The following is a 25,164-nucleotide window of genomic DNA, read 5'->3' as shown; positions in this document are numbered from 1 at the left end:
CTATGTTTCACTGAGCTGTTGCCATCATTTCCCTTTGTCTAACTACGGCTCCTCGTTGCCTACGCTTTTCTATCTTAATGAGCTGGGAAGAAAATCATTTGCAGGACGAAAATAATCCCAAACAAATATAAGATCCAGTGAACGTCTTTCCCTCTTCCGCTAATTAACTTTAATAAAGGATATGTTATGAATCCTATTGAGATTCCTGTTGCTATACTTGATGTTAAAGGCATTGTTAAGATAATCGCGAATGCTGGGAACGCTTCATCAAATGACTTCCAATTAATACGGGCTAATCCTTCCATCATGAAACTTCCCACAATAATTAATACGGGTGCTGTCATCGCTGGCAATCCTGCTATTGCAGCAATAATTGGTGACAAGAAAATAGAAACAATAAATAATATAGCGACTACAAGTGATGTTAATCCTGTTCGTCCACCTGCTGTTACACCCGAAGTAGATTCAATATATGCAGATGATGGACTTGTTCCAAACATGGAACCTACCGTAGTTGCTGTTGCATCTGCAAGTAATGCCGACTTAGCACGAGGTAATTTTCCATCTTTTATAAATCCAGCTTGTTCTGCTACTCCTATCATCGTCCCTGTCGTATCAAAAATGGTTACAAGTAAAAATGCAAATACAATTGTGTATAGACCATTTGCAAATACTCCACCAATATCCATATCGAAAAATACTGGCATTGGTGGTGCTGAAAAAGGAGAACCTGAAAATTCTAATTGCCCCGTAAAGAAGCCAATTATACCAGTAATCAGCATTCCGATAAATAATGCACCTTTAACATTTCTCGCAATTAACATTAGTGTTATGAACAAACCAGCCAACGTTAATAATGTCACTGGTTGATGTAAATCACCAAATCCAACCATATTTGCCTCGTTTGGCACAACAATACCAGACATTTTTAGTCCAAGAAAAGCAATAAACAACCCAATACCAGACGTAATTCCAAACTTTAAAGATGGCGGAATTGCTTCAATTAACGTTTCACGGAGTTTCGTAAGACTTAGTAATATAAAAATGACACCAGCTATAAATACTGTTCCTAAGACAACTTGATAAGAAAATCCTTGGGAAGCAACTACACTTGTAAAATAAGCGTTCATTCCCATCCCAGGAGCGATTGCGATTGGATAATTAGAGAAGAACGCCATAATTAATGTACCTACTACGGCAGAAATTATAGTTGCCATAAATACCTGATCAAACGGGATTCCAGCTGCTGAAAGAATAGCTGGATTGACCACTACTATGTATACCATTGTAAGAAATGTCGTAAATCCTGCGACTACTTCAGTTCGGATATTTGTATTATTTTGTTTTAGTTTAAAAAAACTATTCATCATTACACCTTTCTTTCCGAATAATATAACCAACATATACTATAATATTCGTGTTTAGCGTTATTTGCAATAGATTTGCAATAGAAACCTGAAAGAAACTAGCTTAAATGTATTTTAGACAAAATCCTTGATAGCGATTTTTCTTACAGGGTCTACCATATATTATATTTTCCAACAAAAAACCTGCCATACTCAATATGAGCATAGCAGGTTTGGTTAGTTTTTCTTATCCTTCTAACAATAAGTCATATGGATCTTCAAGTAGTTGCTTGATTCGTACTAGGAATTGTACTGCTTCTTTTCCATCAACAATTCGGTGATCATATGATAATGCTAGGTACATCATTGGACGAACTTCGATAGAATCGTCTGGCATTACCATTGCACGCTTAACGATGTTATGCATACCTAGAATACCAACTTGTGGTGCGTTTAAGATTGGTGTAGATAGCATAGAACCGAATGTTCCACCATTTGTAATAGTGAACGTTCCACCTTGTAGGTCGTTCATTTGCAATTCTTTATTTTTCGCTTTTTTACCTAGATTTCCAATCTCACGTTCTACACCGGCAAAGTCTAGACGGTCTGCATCACGAACAACAGGTACTACTAAACCATCATCTGTTGATACTGCGATTCCAATATCATAGAATTTTTTCAATACAAGCTCATTGCCTTGGATTTCCGCATTCAATAGTGGGAATTCCTTAAGAGCTGCTACAGCGGCTTTTGTAAAGAATGACATAAACCCTAGTTTCACGTCGTGTTTTTTCATAAAGTTTTCTTTACGTTCACTACGAAGCTTCATAACTGCTGTTAAGTCAACTTCATTAAAGGTAGTTAACATTGCAGCTTCGTGTTGTACTTCAACTAAACGCTTAGCAATTGTTTGACGACGACGAGACATTTTAACTCGTTCTACTGGCTTATCAAATTCCGTTTTCTCAGAAGACTTCGCTTGCTCTTTCTTAGCTGGCTTTTCTTCTTGCTTTTCGTTTCCGCCTTTTGCAGCGGCATCAACATCCTCTGGACGAATACGACCAAGTGGATCACGTGCACTTACTGAACTTAAATCAATGCCTAATTCACGCGCACGTTTTCTAGCTGCTGGTGAAGCAATAACGTCTTGTTTACTATCATCAGCTTTTTCTTCTTGCTTTTCTTCTTTTTTCGGAGATTCTTTAGGCTCTTCTTTAGAAGATTCCTCTTCCTTCTCTTCTTTTGGCTCTTCTTTCGGTGCTTCTTCCCCAGAAGCATCACCGCCAGCTTCCCCATTTTCATCAACCTTAGCAATAACGTCGCCTACCTCTACGTCATCGCCTTCCTCACTAATAATTTCTACGATTACACCCGCAAAATCTGAGTTAACTTCAACATTTACTTTATCCGTTTCAAGTTCAACAACAGGGTCACCTTTTTCAATCTTATCGCCCTTTTTGACTAGCCATTCGGCAATTGTTCCTTCTGTAATCGATTCTGCAAGTTCTGGAATTTTAATTTCTTTCACTGGAATCTCCTCCTTCTAACGGTTGAATCGCTTTTTGTACAAGCTGGTTTTGCTCTGTTTTATGGACATTTGGAATACCAACTGCTGGTGATGAACGTCTCGGACGACCAACGTAACGTAATGTTTGACCTTCCTGAAGTAGATCCCTTAGAAAATCATCAACGAAGTCCCAAGCACCCATATTTTTCGGCTCTTCTTGAACCCAAACTATTTCTTCTAAGTTTGGCAATTGCTTTAACTCATTCTCTAAATCCTTTTTAGGAAATGGGTAAATTTGTTCTAAACGCATTGCACGAAGCCAATCAAAATTCTCCTCAGAGTTTTCAATAGCTTCTTCTATATCTACCATGACTTTACCACTACCAATTAGCAAGCGTTTCGCATTTTTCTTGCTAACCTTTAAATTAGGCTGTTGACGTAATGGCTGGAATTTTCCTTCAGTAAATTCCTTCGCCTCAGATGCAACCCGTTGATTACGTAGCAAACTCTTTGGTGTCATAAGAATTAATGGTCTTGCTTCTTCGCGCCCACGCATTGCAGCTTGCCTACGAATTAAATGGAAGAACTGTGCTGATGACGTAACATTTGCGACGATCCAGTTATTTTCCGCTCCCATTTGTAGGAAACGCTCCAATCGAGCACTTGAGTGTTCTGGTCCTTGCCCTTCGTAGCCATGAGGAAGCAACATAATCATATTTGATTTTTCGCCCCATTTAGCTCGACTTGCAGAAATAAATTGGTCAAAAATGACTTGCCCGGCGTTTGCAAAGTCACCAAATTGCGCTTCCCAAAGTACTAACGTATTTGGAGATTGAACGCTATAACCATATTCGAATCCTAGTGCCCCAGCTTCTGATAAAGGACTATTTCGAACATCAAACGATGCATTTACATCTAGACCATGCATTGGACTGTACTTTTCATTCGTCTTAATATCATGTAAAACAACATGACGATGTGCGAATGTACCACGCTCAGAGTCCTGACCTGTAAGGCGAATCGGGATTCCATCCTTCAGGATAGATGCATAGGCTAACGCTTCACCTGCACCCCAGTCGGCCTTATTTCCTTCTTCTAAAACATTCTCACGTCGTTTCAATATCTTTTCTAGCTTTTTAAATCCAGTAAAGCCTTCAGGACGATTTAACAAATCCTTATTCAACGTCTTCAGTGTATCTAATGATACTGCTGTTTCAAACTGATCAAGCCCGTTTGCTAAAGCCTTTGGCATACTTTGTACTTCTGCAGAACCAGTTTCATTTTCCTTCATGCTTTCATAAATTTTACGTAAGCTATCTTCAACCTGACTAGTTATTTTCTTAAAACCATCCTCATTCAGTGTTCCTTTATCCTGTAGGACCTTCGCAAAAACATTTGCTACTGTTGGATGGTTATCAATGTCTTGATAAAGAAGTGGTTGCGTTGTTCTCGGTTCATCCATTTCATTATGCCCATAACGACGGTATCCGACTAAGTCAATCAGGAAATCTTTATGGAATTTTTGACGATATTCATACGCAATTCTAATTGCTGAAATACACGCAATTGGATCATCTGCATTGACGTGAATAATCGGAATTTCATATCCCTTTGCTAAGTCACTAGCATATCGTGTTGAACGTCCATCTTCTTGGTTCGTCGTATAACCCACCAAGTTGTTTGCAATAATGTGAAGCGATCCGCCTGTTTGGTATCCTGGTAACCCACTTAAGTTAAGTGTTTCAGCTACTACACCTTCGCCGATAAATGCTGCGTCACCATGGATAAGTACTGGGATAGCTTTTCGCATATCTTGTTTTGAATATCCTGCTGCTGAACGATCATCCTGTGCTGCACGAGCAAAGCCTTCCACAACAGGATTAACGAATTCTAGATGCGATGGATTATGCGCTAACGTAATTCGTGTAGTTGTTTCATCTCCATCTTTTACATCTTTTGTTGCACCAAAATGATATTTTACATCACCAGTCCAACCATAGTTAATACCTGTTGAACCTTCCGATGGAATCAATTCTTTATCTGGTGAATGATGGAATTCAGAAAAAATCTTATCGTAAGGTTTTCCTAGAACATGCGCAAGAACACTTAATCGTCCGCGATGCGCCATTCCCATCATAATATGTTCTATTTTATCGTTTGTCGCATATTTAACAATTCTGTCTAACATTGGAACCATTGATTCTAAGCCTTCAATTGAAAAACGCTTCTGGCCGACAAATGTTTTTTGTAAAAAGCTTTCAAAACCTTCTACATGTGCTAGGCGTTCAAGCAGTTGTGTCTTCTCATCGTCAGAAAGTGACAAACGAGCATTTCCAGCCTCAATTAGCTCCATTAACCATTTACGTTCTTCATCATTGTTAACATGGTCAAACTCGTACGTAATTGTTCCAGAATAGTATTTTTTTAATTCCTTCACAACATCATAGCCATTTTCAACGCCAGTTGGGGCGTTTTCCCATAACCATGTTGCAGGAATGTTTTTCAGATCATTTTCCTCTAATCCATACGATTTTGGATTAACTAATTCAGTTTCGCGTTCTTTTGTGAGTCCAACTGGATATATATCTGCTTCCAAATGACCATAACGACGAATAGCCTCAACAAGTTTCATAGCTGAGGTTAATTTCTTTACATCATTTATAGAAGTAGAAGTTGTTGCGGATTGAGTAGCAGCATTGCTTGAATCTATCCACTTAGGGGCTCCATGCTGTTCAAAAACTGCTTTCAAAGATGGATCGACTGAATCAGGATCCTCCTTGAACAAGTCATATTGCTCTTCCACATACCCTATGTTTGGACCATAAAATTTTTCCCAGAATCTTTCATGAGATTCTTCATTCTGTGCCACGTCTTATACCCCCATTAGAGTTAACTTTCTCCGTTCAGTAACGGTTTTTCACATACAATAATCATTATAGAACTGTCATACAACTTCATCAACTAATATACCCTATTTTATGCACATAGACAATACAGATGGTGGACTCTTCGACAATTTCCGATAAAATTTTATCAACCACGTCTACATAACTTGTGACAATTCGGCTAAAATTATATACCAATGGTTCACAATTTGAAATGATTAAGCTATAATGAAGACACTAATAGTGAAAAAAAGTGGTTACATATAGAATTAAAGGAGGCCACAAGCATGACTACAGACTTAGCTTTATTATTGGGAGTATGTGTAGTATTCATTGTTTCCATGTTTACTGCAGGTCATGATGCTAAACCAGGAGTATCGAAAAAAAATCAATAATAAAAAAAGCCGTCAATTTCTACATGACGGCTTTTTTTATACCAACTTCGGAAATCCTCGTTGTCTAAGTGCTTCATATAAAATAATGGCAGCAGTATTGGATAAGTTTAATGAACGCACCTGATCATTCATATGGATACGTAGGCATTTTTCCTCTTTTCCTTCTAGCAGTTCTTTAGGAATACCGTCCGTTTCTCTCCCGAATACAAAGAACAAGTCTTCGTCCGTATTACTATAATCATAATCTGTATAATGCTTTGTTCCAAAGTTTTCAATATAATAATAGTTACCTTCAGGATATGTACTATATAATTCTTCTATAGACGCATACTCGCGAATATCTACGTTTTTCCAATAATCCAGACCTGCACGACGTAACATTTTGTCATCTGTCGAAAAACCTAATGGATGAATTAAGTGCAAGGTAGTGTCTGTAGCTAAGCAGGTCCTGGCGATATTACCCGTATTAGCAGGGATTTCTGGTTGAAATAATACGACATGTAGACTCACTGTTCATTCTCCTTCATTGTTATTACCTAAAACATTATACCATCACTCACCAATACGGAAAAACTTATACGCAATATTTGGGGTCCATGCAGTCGAATCTTCATATGACCAATAACGATTTCTACTATTTGAGGTATGGGCATTTACTAAAGGCTCACCGTTAGCGTCTTTTGCGACAACGATTGTATTATGATTCCACCTGCCATCCCCTTCAAAATCATAGCAAATAACGTCACCCGGAATTAAATCAGAAGCTTTTTCCATTTCTTTGCCTTTCAAACCTGTTGTCGATCCACTTAAATACCATCTAAGCGAATGAGCTACTGCCCAACTAAAGCTCCAATTGGCATCGGTATACCACCAACCTTCACTACGATTCGGTGCCCCTCGCATTGGTGCATCGCCTGCATATAAGCATTGAGATACATAATTCGTACAATCTACATCAAACTTTCGATACGCAGGATTATAACTATTCCACCAACGATTTGCATACTTTACAGCAGACAATCGATCATAATTGAATCGACTATCCGCAGGGCTACGATCCATCTTTTCTGCGTTTATATTTTCCTCTCTTTGTTTCATACTAACAGGAAGCTCCCGATGATTTTTAATCGCTTGATTTTCGAGTTGAAATTGATATGGAATACATTGTTCCTCGAGATAAAAGTTTTCCCCCTGTTTCATTAGCATTTTTAAGTGCATAACATAATGAAACTGTTGATTGTTTCGATAGCTCACTTTTTCATAAATGTGACCTTCCCCTTGGACTCGAACAATTGATACATTTCTTTTCTTACAGAGATTTTTTTTCTTTGACCACCAGCTTTCTTCGTTTTCTTCATTCTGTAAACACTTTTCCCAGTAATCTATTAATTTGTCCATAAAAATAACCCCTCTCCATTATTAGTTTATGGAGAAGAGCTTGCCTATATTGCTAAAAGAATAACACCGACAATAAAAAGTGGTATGCCAATAATCGCTGAAATAAATAAAATACGATGATTTGTTTTCCGGTCTTCCTTCGATTCAATAGCTAAATTCAATCGCATTTGGTCCGCCTCGGCAAAATTATTACTAACCAACCCACCAATGCCAATGAACAAAAGGGCAATAGCCAGTGCTATCGTACCAACAATCTGTGTGTAAGCGGTAAAATAGCCAAATAAAAATAATATAGCAGCAAAACTGATACTGTAAGCAACTAGTTTTTTCATTTAATGCCCCCAATCAAAATGTTCTACTATTCTATATTACGGCTATCCACTTAAAATGTTTCAACGTATTGGTTTTCATGTGCTAATAAAAATTCCTTTTTGTCCAAACCTCCATTATACCCTACCATTTGTCCGTCTGCTCCAATCACGCGATGACATGGCACTATAATAGAAAAAGGATTTTTATTAACTGCACCACCAACAGCTCGAACTGCTTTTGGATTTCCAATTGCTACAGCAATATCTTTATACGATTTCGTTTCGCCATAAGGAATGAAATCGAACAACGCTTGCCAAACGCTAGTTTGAAAAGGAGTACCATGAAATTCAAAGTTTAATGAAAATACACTAACTTCCCCATTAAAATATGCCTGTAATTCCTCTTTGGCATGTTTTAACATCTCTGGTGATTGAACATATGCTGTGTCTCCAAAATAACGACTAACCCATTTCCTCATTTGGTCACTTTTTTCGTCCATATTCCCATATTCAATCCGAACCAATTTCGCACCGTTACTAATTAAAGATAAAATACCTATTGGTGAATCCATTTCATCATAATAGAGCTTAACCATACTCATGCTTTCGCTTCCCTTCCATTTAACTAGATACCTGTCGACTGAAAATCAAGACCCTTTTTCATTTCAAAACGAACTTGTTCGTCTTCTTCGATAGCAAGCGCCTGTTTAATAGCCGAAAACGCTTTATCTGTTCCAATTTTGCCGAGAGACCATGCTGCCGTTCCACGAATAACTGGACGGGGATCATTTTTCATAACTTCAATCATTTCGTCTACAGCTGTTTTATCCTTATAATGAGCAAGACCGATGAGTGCATTTCGCTGTAACGGCTTTTTACCACGCCATGAACCAGAAATATGACCGTATGTTTCCTTGAAGTCGCGGTTCGACATTCGTAGCATTGGCTGCAATTTAGGTTTTACTACTTCTGGATCGGGCTCCGTTTCGGGATGGATATGAAAGTCAATTCCCTTATTTTTCGGACAAACAATCTGACATGTGTCACATCCATAGACTCGATTTCCAATTTTGGTTCGAAATTCATCTGGCAGGTAATCTTTCGTTTGTGTAAGAAACGCGATACAGCGCTGTGCATTAAGCTGACCTCCTTGGACAATTGCGCCAGTTGGGCATGCGTCGATACACTTTGTACACTCCCCACAACTATCTTCTACGGGAGAATCCGGAACAAATGGTATGTTGGTAATTAACTCTCCTAAATAGACGAATGAACCAAACTCAGGCGTAATAATCGATGTATTCTTTCCACTAAACCCAATACCAGCACGCTCAGCAACTGCACGATCCGATAATTCGCCAGTATCTACCATTACTTTATCGTTCGCTTGCGGTACGTTCTCTTTAATAAATGCAGAAAGTTTAGCTAATCGGTCTCGCAATATATCATGATAATCAATTCCCCAGGATGCTCGACAGAAAATACCTCGACGTTCTTCTTTCGTACTCTTTGGTGCATTTTTCATACGAGATGGGTAAGCAACCGCTATCGAAATGATCGATTGTGCCTCTGGCAGTAAACGTTCTGGTTCTGTTCTTTCTTCGATTGAACCTTTTTCAAACCCGGAAGCATATGTTAGTTCCTGCTGGCGCTTTAGCCTTTCTTTCAGTTCACCAAATACATCAGCAGAGGCAAAACCAATTTTATCTATTCCAATCTGTTTACTGTAATCGATGATTTCTTGTTTTAATGTTTCATGGTTCATGGTTGTTGCCTCCTCACTCTGGCTACTATGCTTGTTTAACCCGTAGTGTTCGCATCCGATTTAGAACTGCAGCAATTTCAAACGTACGTGGCCGAGCTAGATCGCCTGGGTGTTGGTTTGGATGAGCGGTAAATGACGCCAAGCCTTTATCGTCCATTTGGTTGTTAATTCTGGCTACTAACGCTGCAATCGTAGATGAGTTTTCCAACTCGTTTGTTTTATCCAAATACTGAATAACCTCAGCTATCATTCTTGTTTGAGATGGATCAATTAGCTGTTCTGTCTGAGCAAATGATATATCCGTTTTACCCATAAGAATCTTGTCTAATCCTTTAGCTTGAACCTTGGCTCGTTTACCTTTTCTCGTTTGGATGCTTTCCTGTAACATTTGCCTATTCGTTATTTTTCCAAATCCTTCGATAGTTAGACCTTCCCGTGCTGATGGATATTTTCTAGCAATATCTTTTACTTGGGTCGTCACGTTCTTTGGAATATATTCTTCCATCATTATAACATCATCAGCAACATCAAAATAGTCGCCAGAACCACCCATTACGATAACAGTCGATACAGAAAATTGATCATGCAACAATTTAACTTTATCAATAAAAGGTGTAATTGGTTCTAACTCATTTTTTACCAAAAGCTGCATTCGACGGTCTCGAATCATAAAATTAGTTGCACTGGTATCTTCATCAATTAGTAGGGTCGTAGCTCCAATTTCTAAAGCTTCCATTACATTAGCAGCCTGAGAGGTGCTACCACTTGCATTCTCCGTTGTGAAAAAGTGTGTATCTTGTTCGTGTGGTAGATTGTTTATAAACGGGGAGATGTCGACACCTGTTATTTTCCGTCCATCCTCTGCGCGAATTTTCACAGCTTGGCGGTCAGTTAAAACATACTCACGACCATCGCCTGTTGTATGATTATATACACCACGCTCGACAGCTTCTAATATAGTACTTTTACCATGATAACCACCACCGACAATCAGTGTTATCCCCTGTTTTATGGCCATTCCTTTGATTGGGCTTTCTTGATGTGGAATTTTTATAGAAACTTCATTCTCTACTGGACTGGTAAATGGGATAGCCTGATTTAATGGCTGATCACTAACACCACTCTTTCTTGGCAATATGGCATCGTTTGCTATAAATGCAACCCAATTATTCCGTTTCATTTCATCACGAATTGCCTGTTGCTGATCGGAAAGTTCGATCGATTGAACAATCTCTTGATCAGTAAGTGTAAAAACGGATTTATCGACAATTGTAGGAAGTACATGTTTGAACAACTTGATTGCCTCTCTACCATTTATACGACGTCCATTAGCGGGCAATCCAACGGAAAAACATAGCGTAATAGCTTGGGACGAAACAGTGATCGCAGTTCGCTCTATAATTTCCTGCTGTGGATTATCGAATTGAATCAATCCACTTTTTCCCGATCCTTTGATATTAGTAGTTTGTCGGAAAACAGCCCTTCCTACCGAACGAGCAAAACAATCTTCCGTTGCAATTTTACGATGATAATTTGCTATCCATTCCTTGTTTATGTTTCGTTTATCAGTGGGCACCACTACACGTATCTTGGATGGAGTAGCAAATGGATCGCCTTGTACATAATCTATAAGTAAATCAAAATTAGTAAAATTATAATGACCTTGTAAACTTTTATATGCTTTATAACCTTTTCCATCAATTGATTGTAAGCTTTGAATTAGTTTATCCATAGTCCACATCCTTTTTATAAGCATAATGGGCAAAAAATGATAGTTCAAGTGGCATGCTGTTATCATCTTTAAATACCTCGAAGTTTAACCATATACCACCAAAAACTGAACTTTAGAAGAAAGCCAATGAAAAAAACGCAACGCTTCGTAGATTATTCTAACGAAACACTGCGTTAAGACATATGTATGGAGCGGGTGAAGGGAATCGAACCCTCATCATCAGCTTGGAAGGCTGAGGTTTTACCACTAAACTACACCCGCATGTTATGTAGTGCAAATGAAACAGTTTTTATCGTCAAAATTCGACGTTTTTTAATAGCACGTTTTTTATTATAGCAAGTTTATTTCTATCAATCAAGGAAAAATTTTAAGAAATTAAGAATTAAAAGGATAGACCGGGAAAAACACCCATTTACAACATATTCGGTTAGCGATAAGATAGACGTATGTTTACGGGGAGGCGAAAAAATGTCTGTTTATCCAATCATTTTGTCACAGACAAAATTTACACATCGAGATAATTTGAATTACCCTTTTGAAGAACGCGCCATGCAATTTGGTGATGGCATTTATGAAGTAGTTCGTATTTATAATGGTAATTATTATTTAATCGACGAACATATCGATCGGTTATTTCGTTCAGCAGAAGCTGTGAAAATCACACTTCCTTTTACGAAAAATGAGCTAAATACACTGTTACATGATTTACTAGAAAAAAATTCGATCACAACGGATGCAAAGTTATATTTACAGGCATCCCGCGGCTCAGCACCGCGTGATCACATTTTCCCTATAAATGTTGAAGCAAATATTTACGGTTACATTCAAGATCAAGCCAGGAATACAGCTGCTCTACAAAGCGGGGTTAAAGCCATCACGGAACGGGATATACGCTGGGAGTATTGCTATATCAAAAGTCTAAATCTATTACCTAATGTTTTGGCAAAACAAACTGCAAGTGAACAAGGTGCATATGAAGCAATAATGCATAAAGATGGTACTGTTACAGAATGTAGCTCGTCAAATGTGTATATGGTGAAAGATGGAATAATTTACACATACCCAGCTACGAAGAGGATTTTGCACGGATGCGTACGCATGCGCGTCGAACAGTTTGCCAAAGAAATGAACATCCCTTTCAATGAGGACGGTTTTACTGTAGAAGACATCAGCCTTGCTGATGAAATGTTTTTATCTAGTAGCACATCAGAAGTACTTCCAATCGTTACCGTGGATGATACACAAATTGGCGACGGCAAGCCAGGTTCAATTACGAAAAAACTACAACAAGCATATGAGCAAGATGCAAAGATTACTAATAGAATAAAGCAAACTTCATAATAGCTAGAAATCCCCTTTCACAGAGGGGATTTTTTATATGGTGAAAATTAACTTTTCTATTTGATTCGTAATCCGAAATAGTTTAGACTAGATGAAACTTTCTACTAACAAAGGGGGAATTTTCTACATGGTATCATACAAGCGTGCATTAACAGTTGAAGATTTAACAAAACTAGAAGTTTTTAGTGATCCACAATATACACCTGATGGTCAAGCCTATTCATTTGTATCCACAACAATTAACCAAGATCAAAACTATCAATCACAACTCTTTATACAGAATCTAAAAGACAAAAGGCTAAAGCAGTGGACATTTGATGGTGGAAAAGCATCTCATCCACGCTTTTCACCTGATGGAAGTCTACTAGTATTTCAATCAACACGAAGCGGTCAACCTCAACTCTGGCTTGCCAGAACAGATGGTGGTGAGGCTCAACAGATTACCTATTTTAAAAATGGTGCAACAAATCCGGAGTGGTCAAAAGACGGACGTTCCATCCTGTTCAGCGCAGATCTGGAGCAAGGAGCTGATGTCACTAACCAGCATGAACAATCGAAAAGTGAACGAGAAGAAGATGAGAAAGTTGCAGCACAAAAACCAATCGTGATCAATCGATTAAAGTACAAAGCTGATGGCAGTGGCTTTCGAACTGAAAAACGTACGCACATCGTTCAGTATAATCTAGAAAACAAATCCTTCACCCAGCTTACTAGTGGTGATAGAGACCACAATTTCCAAGATATTTCACCTGATGGAGAAGTAGTTCTTTTTTCAGCTAATCTTGACGAAGACGAAGATTACTCCCTAATCGAAGACCTTTTTACACTAAATCTATCAACCAAAGAGATAGCAAAGCTGACAAGTGGAAAAGGCTCTTATAACAGCGCAACATTTTCACCAAATGGAGATAAAATCGCTTTCTTCGGGCATGAATATGCATATAAAAGCGCAACACAGAATCAAGTGATTGTAGTTGATATCGCAACTAACAAAACATTATCACTTAGTAAATCTATCGACATGCAAGCAGGTAATGCGATGATTGGTGATACACTGATGGGTGAATCAACTACTGGCCCCGTTTGGTCTAAAAATGGCGAAAAACTTTATTTCATCGCAAGTGATTATGGGGCGACAGGGCTTTATCAGCTAGATTTAACTGGTGAAATTAGTACTCTATATAAAGATAATAATCATGTATTTGGATTTTCCTATCATGCTGACAATGATAGTTTCATTATAGGCATTAGCACACCAACAAATCCATGTAACTTTTATCAACTACAAGATGGGAAATTAACTCGACTAACTAACGCAAATACAAAAATGCTAGATGAAGTATCGTTTGTAGAGCCAGAGACAATAACGGTAGAGGCTGAGGATGGCTGGGAAATTCAAGGTTGGCTACTCCATCCATATGATTTCAAAGAAGATAAAAAATATCCATTGATTCTTGAAATCCACGGAGGCCCCCACGCGATGTATGGACAGACTTATTTCCATGAGCTTCAATTACTTGCTGCCAAAGGATATGCTGTATTATACATGAATCCACGAGGCAGCCATGGTTATGGTCAAGACTTCGTCAATGCCTGCCGAGAGGATTATGGCAATAAGGATTATATGGATCTAATGAGCGCAGTAGATTATGCACTAGAAAAGTATCCATTTATTGATGAAAATCGACTCGGTGTAACGGGTGGAAGTTATGGAGGATTTATGACTAATTGGATTGTTAGTCATACAAATCGCTTTAAAGCTGCTGTAACCCAACGCTCAATTTCAAATTGGCTTAGCTTTTATGGAGTAAGTGATATTGGTTACTTTTTCACAGATTGGGAATTAGGACACAACTTGTTAGACAACCCGGAAAAATTATGGAACTTTTCCCCATTAAAATATGCAGAAAAAGTGGAAACACCATTGTTAATTATTCATGGCGAACAAGATTTACGTTGCCCTATTGAACAAGCAGAACAATTATTTGTAACACTCAAGCACCTGAAAAAAGAAGTTCAATTCGTTCGATTTCCTGGTGCAAGTCATGAATTAAGTCGAAGTGGAGAACCACATATGCGTTTAGCACGTCTAAACCATATTTGTGACTGGTTTAAAAAATATTTATAAGTATATAAGATGTCTCATGCGGACTTAGGATCCCTTATTTTCATTAAATGTATCAATTTTATAGGTTAAGTGGACACAGGATGCCTTATTTAGGTAAAAACAAGATGAGATTACTACTTTTTTACTGTATAAGGTATCCTGTGTCCGCCAACATACGCATTCAACCTATTTTTGTACAAATAAAGGCTCTGGTGTCCGCTTACCACCATTTGTTCTCTAGAAGCCATTTCCAAGCGACAAAGAAGACACTAAGAAATTTCGGATTAGAAAAGCTCGGCATTCGCCTCGTCCTTAATAGCGAATGCCGAATTTTCCTATAAGATCTACCATAACTTGTTATAAAAAATAAGCAACCCGTAACAGGTTGCTTATTCTACATATTTATTCAAAAATGTCTTTAACTTATCTGTGTAAGCTCCTTTTTCAACCACGAAGCCTTCTCCATGTCCGGCATTGTCAATCGTCATTATTTCTGCTGGACTATTCGTATTTTCATAGAGTACATGCACCATTTCTGTTGGCACAAATGTATCGGCATTTCCGTGATAATAAAGAATTGGAATGTCTGTTTTTTTAACCTGCTTCAATGCTGAAGCCTCTTCAAATCCATATCCTGCTCTAATATTTGTAACCATACTCGTACTTGTTAAGAACGGGAATTTTGGTAAATGATACATCCGCTTCATTTGGTAAGCAAATAAATCTTCCACACTAGTATAAGCACTATCGGAAACGATTGCCTTCACATTGTCAGGTATATCCTCACCACTTGTCATTAATACAGTCGCAGCACCCATGGATACACCATGCAATACAATCTTCGAATCTTCTCCAAGTTTATCGACTACCTGGTCAATCCATTTAACATAGTCCAAACGGTCATGCCAACCAAATCCTATATAATCGCCTTCACTCATACCATGACCTCTGGCATCAGGCATTAATAGATTATATCCAAGTTTCTCATAGTAATACTGTCCATATAGCCCCATGTCAAGCCCATCACCTAAGTACCCATGGGCCAATATTACAGTTTTGTTAGTTGGTTCCTCAGCTGGTAAAAAATAGCCGTTTAACTTTAGATTATCAAATGAAGTTATTTCCCACCGTTGAAAATCTTGTTGATCCAACCAGTCATACCAATCACCTTGGGTGAAGACTTTCATCGCTTCGGCAGACACTTCTAAATCATCATTGCCCTGTAGAAAATCCTTTGTATTTCGTTCAATTGCTAGATTGTAAAAATAAAAACTAGCAACTATATTTATGATTACTAGAATACTAAGTATTCCTATTAATAGTTTTAGCCACTTTTTCTTTTTCACAAAGATCCCCCTTCTTCATGATGCTACTATTTATTATACAGGAAAAAGCGCCTTATTTCTGCCATTCGGGGCTGGTATTTCTTGACACCAAAAGAGGTTGGGTCAAAAGTAATTTTATCAAATAAAGTCTGAATTTTTGTATAAATTGGCGTAAAAAACCGCCCCGGAAATATACTTCGCTTTCCGCGGGTGGCTGGTGAGCCTCCTCGTGCTGCGCACTCCGGGGTCTCACCGATACCATTCCTCCCGCAGGACAAGGAAAGCTTCCCTGAAAAAGCATCGCACGCAGAAAAAGCGATTTTCTTTTTCAAGGAGTCTACGTATATTTCCGGAGCTAATGTAGTTCATTGGTCATCATTTCAATTGATAATACTAATTATATCCCAACCTTCTTATTCTTTCACTATAAGCCTAACTTTTCCTTAACTTCCTTAATTTGTAGTACATGCCGTTTTTCATGATAGCCTACAAATGGGATCCACTGTTTTAAACTCATAGGACCGAAAACCGGGTGGTCAAAACCTTTAGTTTCTAACAAGTTTTCGTCTGCTGTTTCAGCAACATTTACTAATCCTTGATGGGTAGCAGTTAACTTTAGCTTTAATTCTTCTAACGTAGCAAATTCTTCATTTGGTGTAGCGAAATCCGGAGCAGTGACCTTCGTACCGCGGTTAGTTGACGCTTCAATTGGTTTTGGATCTGCGTGAACGTCTTCACCATTTTTTAATTGGTCGATGATTGTTTTAGTAATCGCACCCTCCATCAAGAATAAGTGCTCCATAACCTGCTTAATTGACCATTGATCTTCGGCAGGCTTTTTATTCAATTCTTCATCAGATAAGCCATCTACTTCTTTATATAAATCCGCTCGCGCCTCTTCATTAATGTGCATGTAATCTCTCCTTATCAATGAGCTACCCCCATTTTATCAATCTAATACGTTAAGATAAAGTGAAACTTCATTCAGTGGGGTTCTTTCCCAACTGAATGTTAGTTGAACAGAATCGGACCTTTACGGGCAGTTGAATCCCTTCTTATGTTTTCCTAATTTCTGTGTAATCTTGAAGAAGGGGTTTTACTGCACGTTAAGGCGGGATAAAGTGAAACTTCATTCAGTGAAGTACTTTCCCACTGAATGTTAGTTGAACAGAATCGGACCATTACGAGCAGTTGAACCCCTTCTTATGTTTTCCTAATTTCTGCGTAATCTTGAAGAAGGGGTTTTACTGCACGTTAAGGCGGGGTAAAATAAAACCAATCATTTGAAGAGCTTAAACATGTCTTTTTTCCATTAAATGAATTCCTACACCGATCATCACCACACCCATCAGGAGCAAAATACTAATGGGATATAGCATTTCACTAAGGGAATGTCCATAAACGGCCACACCGTTTAACGCCTTCATACCATACGTAATGGGATCGAAATTTGCTAATGCTAACATGAATTTAGATTCAACAACTTCAAGTGGCCAATATGCCCCTCCAATCATTGCCATGCTGACTGCAATAATAGGAATAACTGCATTAAATTGTTGAACTGTTTTTACAAGACCTGTAATAAGGATTGATAGTGCTACAATCGCAAATACATACGGAATCAAAAGAATGAGTGCTTCTATGAAATTACCATTGAAGTCGACTCCTATCATGTATCGAAAGACAAGAAATACAATAGCAACCTGCATATAACCCGCTATAAAACTATAGATCAAGTTCGCTACATACATCTCCCATTTTTTTACCGGCGATAAGATAACACGATCCCATACGCCATCCTGCTTTTCTATTAATATACCTAAAACGTTATAGGCAATCGTGTATATGACAAAGAATAACGTAAATCCAAACAATGAATGTAACGTATTATCAAGAATTACCGCGTCTGTACCACGGAAGCTCTGGGTTTGTATCGTAAAGGAAGGACGATCAAATGCTTGTTGCAATTCTTTCGTTACTTCCTTCTTTTCATCTGCAGAGACTGCTCCTGTTGCAGCAAAAATTTGCTCATATTGTTGCTGCTTCATATAAGCTTCCTGAACCGCTCCTCGAACCATATTCACATTTGGGGATTCTATCCCTACAAGCATTTCAAAACTTTCTTTCCTCAAAATTAAACCGTATTCCGATTTTCCATTTGAAACACGCTGTCTCAATTCTTCATATGACATCGTCTGAAAATGATATAAGTCTGATACCTTAAGCTCATCCCAAATTACTGATTTCTTTATATCATTGTCCGCGATGCTTACTGGTACAGTTATGACGTTACTTGATGCTCCTCCAATAATAAATGCAAAGCCAATTGACATTAGCGTTGTCATAATAAATGTCCATGGGCTTCTGATAAACAACTTTAGCTTAGCTAATAAAATTCCAATCACAACGTATACCCCCTTTTAGGGAAACTGAAGCCAGCAATCACAACTAGCGAGATAGCAAAAACGGCTAAGAAGAGTAGTTGATCCAAAACTGCACTAATGCTATCTCCCTGCAATAAAGACAAATAAGCAGTCATCCCTGCACCATTCGGAGTTAAATTTCCAATAAATTGTATAACGCTTGAAAAATCCCCAATTGGAAAGAAGCTTCCTCCTAAAAAGGCGATAATTGATACAATAATGGAAGAAAAATAATTCGTAACCTGTTCCGAATTAATACGATAACTTATCGCAGTAAGTAGTACCGCCAACCCTCCAACTGCTATTGCTAACCCAAAGGTAACAACGATGAACCCAGCTATGTTTGGCCATGCGACACCAAAGAAAGCCCAGGAAATCCCATAAACAATTAATAAATGCAGAAATCCGAATAGCACACCAGAAATAAAAACCCCCATAAAATATGTCCATCGTGAGATATTAGCTAAGATCACGCGATTAAACACGTGAATTTTTTTCTCTTGAAAAGCAAAAGAACCAATCATCGATGCAACAAATAACACATTCATTACTGCCATTCCAACTGTATAATAATTTTGAGCGGTAACTGGCTTCTTTTGATTAATAGAAGTAAGATTACCACTTATAGCCTCTGCATTGATTTGAATTGAGTCGGTTGAAAAATTATGTGACCTTGCAAAACGCATCATCGTTAATCCTTTTTGAAACTCTGACAGAACTTCCGTTACAATCATGGAGCCAATCTGTTTACCATCATTCTTAAACACATTTATTTTTCCAGGTTCACCTTTGCCCAGTACACTATTTCGAAGTGTATTGTAGGTAAAGTTTTCTGGAATTTCTATAACAGCTGCAAATGAATTGTCATTCAATACAGCTTGTTTGCTCGCAGGATCGAATGCTTTTACGTCCACAATTTTTTCTAGTTCACTACTTTTGAACACATCATTTTTTAACATTTCAACAAAACCAAATTGTTGTACATTCGCTTGAATTGCCTTTTTTGCCTCTTGTGGTAACGAGCTGGATTCAACATCCTGCATAAAACGTTTTACTTGTAGTTGTTCATCCTCATGTTCAATCCATGCAACCTTCGCGTTTAGTGAAACAGACCCTCCATTCATCATTTCACCTAGCGAGGCACCTAAAATTGCAATCAGGATAATCGGTAATCCAATTAGCAATAGTAACAATTGAGGATTCCGCAAAAAAATTAATCCCTGTTTTTTAATTATGGAAAATATCATGTAGATCCCCCTAATCCCGAAGTGCTCGCCCAGTTAAATGTAGAAACACATCCTCCAAAGTTGGATTTTGAATATCGACTGACTGTAACTCGATAGCCGCTTCCTCTGCAAACTTTAATAACGTTCTGAAGATATTCACTTCTGTTGGAACAATAACTGAAACTGCTTTTTCTTTAACTGTAATACGATTAATTGTCGGTTCAGCATGTAGTGCATTTAGAAATGTTTCGTTTAACCGATCTGCTTTAATTATAATTGTTTTCTCAGATGAAAGAATACGCTTAATCTCTTCCTTTGTACCTGAAGCAATTAGATTACCTTTATCCATGATATAGATGCGATCACAAAGAAACTCAACTTCTTCCATATAGTGACTTGTGTATAAAATCGTCATCTGTTTTTCTTCATTTAGCCGTTTAACTGTTTCCAGAATATAATTTCGGGACTGTGGATCTATTCCAACTGTCGGCTCATCCATAATTAGAAATTCTGGATTATGCAATAACGCAACGCCAATATTTAAACGTCGTTTCATCCCACCGGAAAACTTTTTCGCAACGTCCTTTCTTCGGTCTGCTAAGCCAATTAAATCAAGCACTTCATTAATCCTTTTCTTAAGATCATCACCAGATAATCTGTATATCCTTCCGAAAAACTGTAAATTCTCTTCAGCTGTTAAATCGGGATATATTGCTATTTCCTGTGGCACCATGCCGATCACTTTTCGTAAAGGAGCTGGGCTTTTGATTATACTATTGTTATTAAAACGCACATCCCCATTGGTCGGTTCTATAAGCGAAGAAAGCATTGAAATTGCGGTTGATTTACCTGCACCATTTGGTCCGAGCAATCCAATAATTTCTCCTTTTTCAATAAACATATTGACATTTTTTACAGCGTAAAACTGTTTGAACTTCTTTGATATATTCACCAACTCGAGCATTACCATCGCCTCCTACAGTTTATAGCTTACGATTAAAGCTGCACGTAGCACACTGTCTCGAGTCACAACATTAATCAAATGAACATGACTTAAGTCATAATAGAAAAACTTCCCAACAATTGAGAAGTTTTTCCCGGGTGAACGGACAGTTAACCAGCTTCACTTCACTTACCAGTTAAATCATGTGTTACCGCGTAGATTGCTAATTGTGTTCGGTCACGTAATTCTGTTTTATGTAAAATTTGCGTTAGATGATTTTTTACCGTTCCTATTGATAAATATAAGCTCGCAGCAATTTCTTTATTTGTCATTCCCTGACCCACAAGTTTTACAATCGAGAGCTCGCGTTGGGACAGATTATATGTTACCGCTTGAGTTCTATTCTGTTGTAATAGGCGAGGCATAACCTTTGCCGCTACCTCGTCATGAATCGTTAGACCACCATTCATACAACTATGTACAGCTTCAATGAGCTTCGTTGATTCAGAGGTTTTTAATAGAAAACCATTTGCCCCCTCTTTTAATGCTTGTAACGCATATTCATCATCGTTAAAAGTGGTCAAAATAAGTATTTTGATAGCTGGCCATTGCTTTTTAATTTTCCTAGTTGCTTCAATACCATTCATTACTGGCATCCGTATATCCATCATGACAAAATCAATTACATGCTTTTCTAAGATTTGCAACGCCTGTTCTCCATTTTCCGCTTCATGTGTAACAGCAATTGCTTCATCCTGCTCCAAAATAACTTTTAATCCCTGTCGAACAATCATTTGGTCTTCGACTAACAACACTCGCAACATGACTTAACCCTCCTTTACTGGAATCGTACCACTAACAACAAATTTACGTTCCGTTTGATAGATATGAAGTTTTCCATTCACTCTGTTCATTCTATCCCGCATAGACTTTAAACCAAATCCTAACTCATAATCCCTCGCTTCATATTGGCTATTCAAAATTTCAAATGAAATATCACCACTCGCTGATTTCCCAAGAATAATATGAACTTCTCTTGCCTGGGCATGACGCATTGCATTTGTTAACGCTTCCTGGATTACTCGATATAATACAACACTCTTCTCGTTCGATAATCCTGCCGACAAAACGCCTTGTTTTACTGTAAATTGAACGAGTATATGACTCTCTGATTCTAATTTTCGTATTAAATGGACAACTGTAGCAAGTCCTTCATTTTCATCCGCTTGGAGAGCCTTAACTGCATCACGCGTTTCTTCTAAGCTCTCAGATGCCATCAGCCGCAAATCTTGGTAATCAACAGATGGATTTTGTATGGACAACATTTCTACTTTCATAATGAGTGCTGTTAAACGATGACCAACTGAATCATGAATGTCACGTGCAATTTTTGTCCGTTCTTCATTCCGAGCAGCTTCTTCTACCCTTAAATTAAGGCGCTTTAACTGACGGTATTCGCTACTTAAAGTTTCGTAAATCCTTTTCTGTTCTTCACGCTCTACTACCAGACGATTCACATGTAATATTAAAAAATAGAATAATAAGCTTAGTAAAGTAACGTTAAACATGCTAGTAAAATCGCCATAGTTTAGTAAGATCAATAAAACGAAATTTATTGTAGCGTAGATCACCATTTGTTTTTCATTTAATTTGTACGCGGCAATTATAGAAAGAAATAACAGTAATAATATCGTAAACATGCTGGTTGAATGTAAAATAAATAATTGGTGAAACCAAATAATAAAACTCATTCCTAAATATAGAAGCAACACTCTTTTACCAATTGATACGAAGAAAAACAGTCCGAACACGCAGGTAAATAAGAGTATGCTATACGGAATACGTTCTCTTTCCACCGAAGTTGTCACCATGGAAAATATTAATAGTGAAAACATGCTAAATCGGAGCCAAAAAACCTTCACGATTTTATCCCACTTTCTAAATACTGGAATTTGTAGTAGTTAATCAATTATAATAATACCAAATAGTTTTACAATTAGGGGGAGTTACATGAAAAATACGTATTTTATGACAGGATATCCGGGATTTCTTGCATCACATTTAATACGCCAGTTGTTTGATGATCACCAACAATCGATTGAACACATTTATTTACTCGTGTTACCTTCTCAAAAAAAGAAAGCAATGGAAGAATTAGAAAGTTTAACACAAAAACACTCCATTCCAACTAACCTTCTCACCATAGTAGTTGGTGACATAACCAAACCAGACCTCGCACTCGAACAAGATTCGAATCAAAGATTACAAAAGTCGGTTACACACGTATTTCATTTAGCTGCCATTTATGATTTAGCAGTTCCTGAAGATATCGCTTTCGATGTCAATGTAAATGGAACAAAAAATATAAACGAGTGGGTTAGCAAACTTGATGAACTTATTCGTTATATCTATTTTAGTACTGCTTATATTTCCGGAACTAGGGAGGGCAAAATATACGAACACGAATTATCTGAAGGGCAAACGTTTAAAAATCACTATGAGAAAACCAAATATGAAGCAGAATTACTTGTAAATGAACGCATGAATTCAATACCTACGACGATTATTCGCCCAGGTATTGTGAAAGGAAACTCTGAAACAGGAGAAACGATCAAATTTGATGGTATCTATTTCATGCTTAATTTTTTGGAAAACCTGCGTTTTTCACCAATGATGTTGTATTTAGGTAATGGCGATCCTGAGGGGAATTTTGTACCGTCTGACTATGTACTGAAGGCAGTAAGTTATCTTTCTCACGCTTCTGTTGGAGAGGGTAAAACGTACCATTTAACTGACCCCAAACCTTACAAGATGAAAGAATTACATAAAATGCTCTCAGAGCAGTACTTGGGGAAAACGCCGAAAGGTCAGGCTCCTCTATCTTTAGCAAAACAGGCGCTTACTTTTCCTTTTTTACGCAAATTTTTACAGGTTGAGCGAGAAGCCTTAGACTACTTTGAGTACAAATCATCCTATGATTGTTCCCATACGATAGCGGACTTAGAGGAGTCAGGGGTAACTTGTCCAGATATGAAAGACACAATTACTCCCATGATTCGTTTTTATCGTAAGTACAAACATGATTCAACGAAACATATAGAAATCCGGTAGTTTTATTTTCGTAATAGTTAATGCTCTTTAACCTTCGTATTTGAAGTAAATTGCGAAGTAGTGAAAATTTATGCTTGTGTAACAGCAACGTTGATTTCAGCTGCGGGCAAGGCTAGTGAAGTAACATTTTCGAGCGTACTGGAAAGATTGCATGCAGGATGTCAGCTAGCGGACACACGATTCCTTATTTGTGAAAAATAAGGGTAAATGCGGTTGTTATCGGACTCAGGATTCCTTATTTGGGTAAAAACAGTTGAAAATCATGTTTTTTAGCTGAATAAGGCATCGTGTGTCCGTTAACCTTCAAAATAAAGGTAAAAATGGTAAATAGGGCATCCTCAGTCCGATACCAATCAGTGTTCTTGGCGTACTATTAGATCAGAATTTTTAGTTTACAGTTGACGTATATTGCGAACTAATGAAAATTCATGATCAGTGTTCCATAGCCGTTCCGAAAATACACTTTGCTTTCCGCGGGCTCGCGATGAGCCTCCTCGTGAGAAAATCACTCACTGCGGGGTCTCATCGTCTTCGCTTTTTCCGCAGGAGTCAAAGTGTATTTTCTCCACTGGAGTTGTGTTCAATAACTATTATTTCTTTTATAGGACGCTTAAAAACATTAATTATCTGCTATTTTGGCAGTTGATCTTCGCTGTGGGCAGTCGACTCCTTGAAAAAGAAGGTCACTTTTTCTGCGTGCGATGTTGTTTCAGGGAAGTATTCCTTGTCCTGCGGGATTAATAGGCATAGGTGAGACCCCGGAGTGCGTTAAGTAAGGAAGGCCGACTAAAACCGTCCTTTGCGGACAACGTCGGCATACCCCTTGCCGGGGCAAGGAGGCTCACCAGCCGCCCTAAGGTGCGCGACTGCCCGCAGCGGAAATCAACGTTGCTGTTACAATAGACATGAATTTCCTTTAGTTCGCAGTTTACGGATATTGTTACCAAACAACAATCTATTAGAAAACAGTCAATCAAAATCACCTTGTGTATAGATGAAAGTATCCTTAGTACGCTTTCAGTTACCCAAGAAGTACCATTCACATGAGAACTTCGAACCATTTTTTAACAATTACCACATTTCTTACTATTTATATTGTATAATGATGTGGACAGGTAGTATGGGTGAACTTCGACTAAGGCGATTGACGGCTTAAACCCCTAAAAGAAAGGGGATGAGCTTGTGATACCGATTGACAAGGTTCTTGAGTTGATGCTTATGTTTTCGACACTTGTATTGTTGATTGTGAACAGCAAAGAAAAAAAGTAATCACCCCGTTGCTAACTGGATCATTACTTTTTTCAATCCCGACATAAAGTCGTATCGCCTCGCGGATACCTGTCCTGGGG

The 25,164-nt window shown here is 38.0% G+C and carries 19 protein-coding genes and 1 tRNA gene; 3 read left to right on the top strand and 17 right to left on the bottom strand.

The window, feature by feature from the left end:
• Window positions 1-74 precede the first annotated feature (74 nt).
• From ACY9Z2_RS16090 to ACY9Z2_RS16045, 10 genes are all read right to left on the bottom strand, one after another.
• Window positions 75-1,370, bottom strand: coding sequence for an NCS2 family permease (locus ACY9Z2_RS16090; RefSeq protein ID WP_463610684.1), 1,296 nt, complete (start codon window positions 1,368-1,370; stop codon window positions 75-77).
• A gap of 223 nt (window positions 1,371-1,593) precedes the next feature.
• On the bottom strand, window positions 1,594-2,874 hold the full coding sequence (odhB, locus tag ACY9Z2_RS16085) for a 2-oxoglutarate dehydrogenase complex dihydrolipoyllysine-residue succinyltransferase (RefSeq protein ID WP_463610683.1): 1,281 nt from the start codon (window positions 2,872-2,874) through the stop codon (window positions 1,594-1,596).
• Window positions 2,861-5,722: a 2-oxoglutarate dehydrogenase E1 component gene (locus tag ACY9Z2_RS16080; protein WP_463610682.1), complete on the bottom strand. Its 2,862-nt coding sequence runs from the start codon at window positions 5,720-5,722 to the stop codon at window positions 2,861-2,863. Before ACY9Z2_RS16080 ends, odhB begins: the two co-directional genes overlap by 14 nt.
• A gap of 447 nt (window positions 5,723-6,169) precedes the next feature.
• Window positions 6,170-6,643: a tRNA (uridine(34)/cytosine(34)/5-carboxymethylaminomethyluridine(34)-2'-O)-methyltransferase TrmL gene (gene trmL / locus ACY9Z2_RS16075; protein WP_463610681.1), complete on the bottom strand. Its 474-nt coding sequence runs from the start codon at window positions 6,641-6,643 to the stop codon at window positions 6,170-6,172.
• A gap of 42 nt (window positions 6,644-6,685) precedes the next feature.
• Window positions 6,686-7,531: an amidase domain-containing protein gene (locus ACY9Z2_RS16070; RefSeq protein ID WP_463610680.1), complete on the bottom strand. Its 846-nt coding sequence runs from the start codon at window positions 7,529-7,531 to the stop codon at window positions 6,686-6,688.
• Between the two features lie 44 nt (window positions 7,532-7,575).
• A complete protein-coding gene (locus ACY9Z2_RS16065; RefSeq protein WP_463610679.1) occupies window positions 7,576-7,863 on the bottom strand; it encodes a DUF5316 family protein in 288 nt (95 codons plus the stop codon).
• A 50-nt stretch (window positions 7,864-7,913) separates the two neighbouring features.
• Window positions 7,914-8,444: a methylated-DNA--[protein]-cysteine S-methyltransferase gene (locus ACY9Z2_RS16060; protein WP_463610678.1), complete on the bottom strand. Its 531-nt coding sequence runs from the start codon at window positions 8,442-8,444 to the stop codon at window positions 7,914-7,916.
• Between the two features lie 23 nt (window positions 8,445-8,467).
• Window positions 8,468-9,607 (bottom strand): tRNA epoxyqueuosine(34) reductase QueG, encoded by a 1,140-nt coding sequence (gene queG, locus ACY9Z2_RS16055; protein ID WP_463610677.1) that lies wholly within the window; start codon window positions 9,605-9,607, stop codon window positions 8,468-8,470.
• A 25-nt stretch (window positions 9,608-9,632) separates the two neighbouring features.
• Entirely contained in the window at window positions 9,633-11,339 is a 1,707-nt protein-coding gene (locus ACY9Z2_RS16050) for an ABC-ATPase domain-containing protein (protein ID WP_463610676.1), read from the bottom strand.
• 187 nt (window positions 11,340-11,526) lie between these two features.
• A tRNA-Gly gene (locus tag ACY9Z2_RS16045) sits at window positions 11,527-11,600 on the bottom strand.
• 207 nt (window positions 11,601-11,807) lie between these two features.
• On the opposite strand from ACY9Z2_RS16045, the gene dat reads away from it, so the two are divergent.
• Both dat and ACY9Z2_RS16035 read left to right on the top strand, forming a co-directional pair.
• Window positions 11,808-12,680 carry a D-amino-acid transaminase gene (dat, locus tag ACY9Z2_RS16040; protein ID WP_463610675.1) on the top strand — a complete coding sequence of 291 codons (873 nt, stop codon included), beginning with the start codon at window positions 11,808-11,810 and terminating at the stop codon, window positions 12,678-12,680.
• 127 nt (window positions 12,681-12,807) lie between these two features.
• A complete protein-coding gene (locus ACY9Z2_RS16035) occupies window positions 12,808-14,808 on the top strand; it encodes a S9 family peptidase (RefSeq protein WP_463610674.1) in 2,001 nt (666 codons plus the stop codon).
• Between the two features lie 368 nt (window positions 14,809-15,176).
• Here ACY9Z2_RS16035 and ACY9Z2_RS16030 read toward each other — a convergent pair whose 3' ends face one another.
• The 7 genes from ACY9Z2_RS16030 to ACY9Z2_RS16000 form a co-directional block, all read right to left on the bottom strand.
• Window positions 15,177-16,133, bottom strand: coding sequence for an alpha/beta hydrolase (locus ACY9Z2_RS16030; RefSeq protein WP_463610673.1), 957 nt, complete (start codon window positions 16,131-16,133; stop codon window positions 15,177-15,179).
• Between the two features lie 403 nt (window positions 16,134-16,536).
• Complete coding sequence (locus ACY9Z2_RS16025; protein WP_463610672.1) at window positions 16,537-17,025, bottom strand: DinB family protein; 489 nt, start codon at window positions 17,023-17,025, stop codon at window positions 16,537-16,539.
• 379 nt (window positions 17,026-17,404) lie between these two features.
• On the bottom strand, window positions 17,405-18,517 hold the full coding sequence (locus ACY9Z2_RS16020; RefSeq protein WP_463610671.1) for an ABC transporter permease: 1,113 nt from the start codon (window positions 18,515-18,517) through the stop codon (window positions 17,405-17,407).
• Window positions 18,514-19,782 (bottom strand): ABC transporter permease, encoded by a 1,269-nt coding sequence (locus tag ACY9Z2_RS16015; RefSeq protein ID WP_463610670.1) that lies wholly within the window; start codon window positions 19,780-19,782, stop codon window positions 18,514-18,516. Before ACY9Z2_RS16015 ends, ACY9Z2_RS16020 begins: the two co-directional genes overlap by 4 nt.
• 10 nt (window positions 19,783-19,792) lie before the next feature.
• Entirely contained in the window at window positions 19,793-20,725 is a 933-nt protein-coding gene (locus tag ACY9Z2_RS16010) for an ABC transporter ATP-binding protein (protein ID WP_463610669.1), read from the bottom strand.
• 164 nt (window positions 20,726-20,889) lie between these two features.
• The gene (locus ACY9Z2_RS16005; protein ID WP_463610668.1) at window positions 20,890-21,528 is read right to left on the bottom strand and encodes a response regulator transcription factor; all 639 of its coding nucleotides are present in this window, start codon (window positions 21,526-21,528) and stop codon (window positions 20,890-20,892) included.
• Window positions 21,529-21,531: 3 nt separating this feature from the next.
• Entirely contained in the window at window positions 21,532-22,560 is a 1,029-nt protein-coding gene (locus tag ACY9Z2_RS16000) for a sensor histidine kinase (RefSeq protein ID WP_463610667.1), read from the bottom strand.
• 154 nt (window positions 22,561-22,714) lie between these two features.
• On the opposite strand from ACY9Z2_RS16000, the gene ACY9Z2_RS15995 reads away from it, so the two are divergent.
• A complete protein-coding gene (locus tag ACY9Z2_RS15995; protein ID WP_463610666.1) occupies window positions 22,715-23,815 on the top strand; it encodes an SDR family oxidoreductase in 1,101 nt (366 codons plus the stop codon).
• Window positions 23,816-25,164 lie beyond the last annotated feature (1,349 nt).

The sequence above is a fragment of the Virgibacillus sp. GM2-2 genome (genome assembly GCF_055329585.1).
Note: the sequence above shows the minus strand (reverse complement) of the source record. Positions and strands in the feature narration are given on the sequence as shown.

Excerpts from the sequence above, each read along its gene's own strand:
- ACY9Z2_RS16090 (WP_463610684.1), bottom strand. The coding sequence starts at position 1,370 with ATGATGAATAGTTTTTTTAAACTAAAACAAAATAATACAAATATCCGA.
- ACY9Z2_RS16070 (WP_463610680.1), bottom strand. The coding sequence starts at position 7,531 with ATGGACAAATTAATAGATTACTGGGAAAAGTGTTTACAGAATGAAGAA.
- ACY9Z2_RS16065 (WP_463610679.1), bottom strand. The coding sequence starts at position 7,863 with ATGAAAAAACTAGTTGCTTACAGTATCAGTTTTGCTGCTATATTATTT.
- ACY9Z2_RS16060 (WP_463610678.1), bottom strand. The coding sequence starts at position 8,444 with ATGAGTATGGTTAAGCTCTATTATGATGAAATGGATTCACCAATAGGT.
- queG (WP_463610677.1), bottom strand. The coding sequence starts at position 9,607 with ATGAACCATGAAACATTAAAACAAGAAATCATCGATTACAGTAAACAG.
- ACY9Z2_RS16050 (WP_463610676.1), bottom strand. The coding sequence starts at position 11,339 with ATGGATAAACTAATTCAAAGCTTACAATCAATTGATGGAAAAGGTTAT.
- dat (WP_463610675.1), top strand. The coding sequence starts at position 11,808 with ATGTCTGTTTATCCAATCATTTTGTCACAGACAAAATTTACACATCGA.
- ACY9Z2_RS16035 (WP_463610674.1), top strand. The coding sequence starts at position 12,808 with ATGGTATCATACAAGCGTGCATTAACAGTTGAAGATTTAACAAAACTA.
- ACY9Z2_RS16025 (WP_463610672.1), bottom strand. The coding sequence starts at position 17,025 with ATGCACATTAATGAAGAGGCGCGAGCGGATTTATATAAAGAAGTAGAT.
- ACY9Z2_RS16015 (WP_463610670.1), bottom strand. The coding sequence starts at position 19,782 with ATGATATTTTCCATAATTAAAAAACAGGGATTAATTTTTTTGCGGAAT.
- ACY9Z2_RS16010 (WP_463610669.1), bottom strand. The coding sequence starts at position 20,725 with ATGCTCGAGTTGGTGAATATATCAAAGAAGTTCAAACAGTTTTACGCT.
- ACY9Z2_RS16005 (WP_463610668.1), bottom strand. The coding sequence starts at position 21,528 with ATGTTGCGAGTGTTGTTAGTCGAAGACCAAATGATTGTTCGACAGGGA.
- ACY9Z2_RS15995 (WP_463610666.1), top strand. The coding sequence starts at position 22,715 with ATGAAAAATACGTATTTTATGACAGGATATCCGGGATTTCTTGCATCA.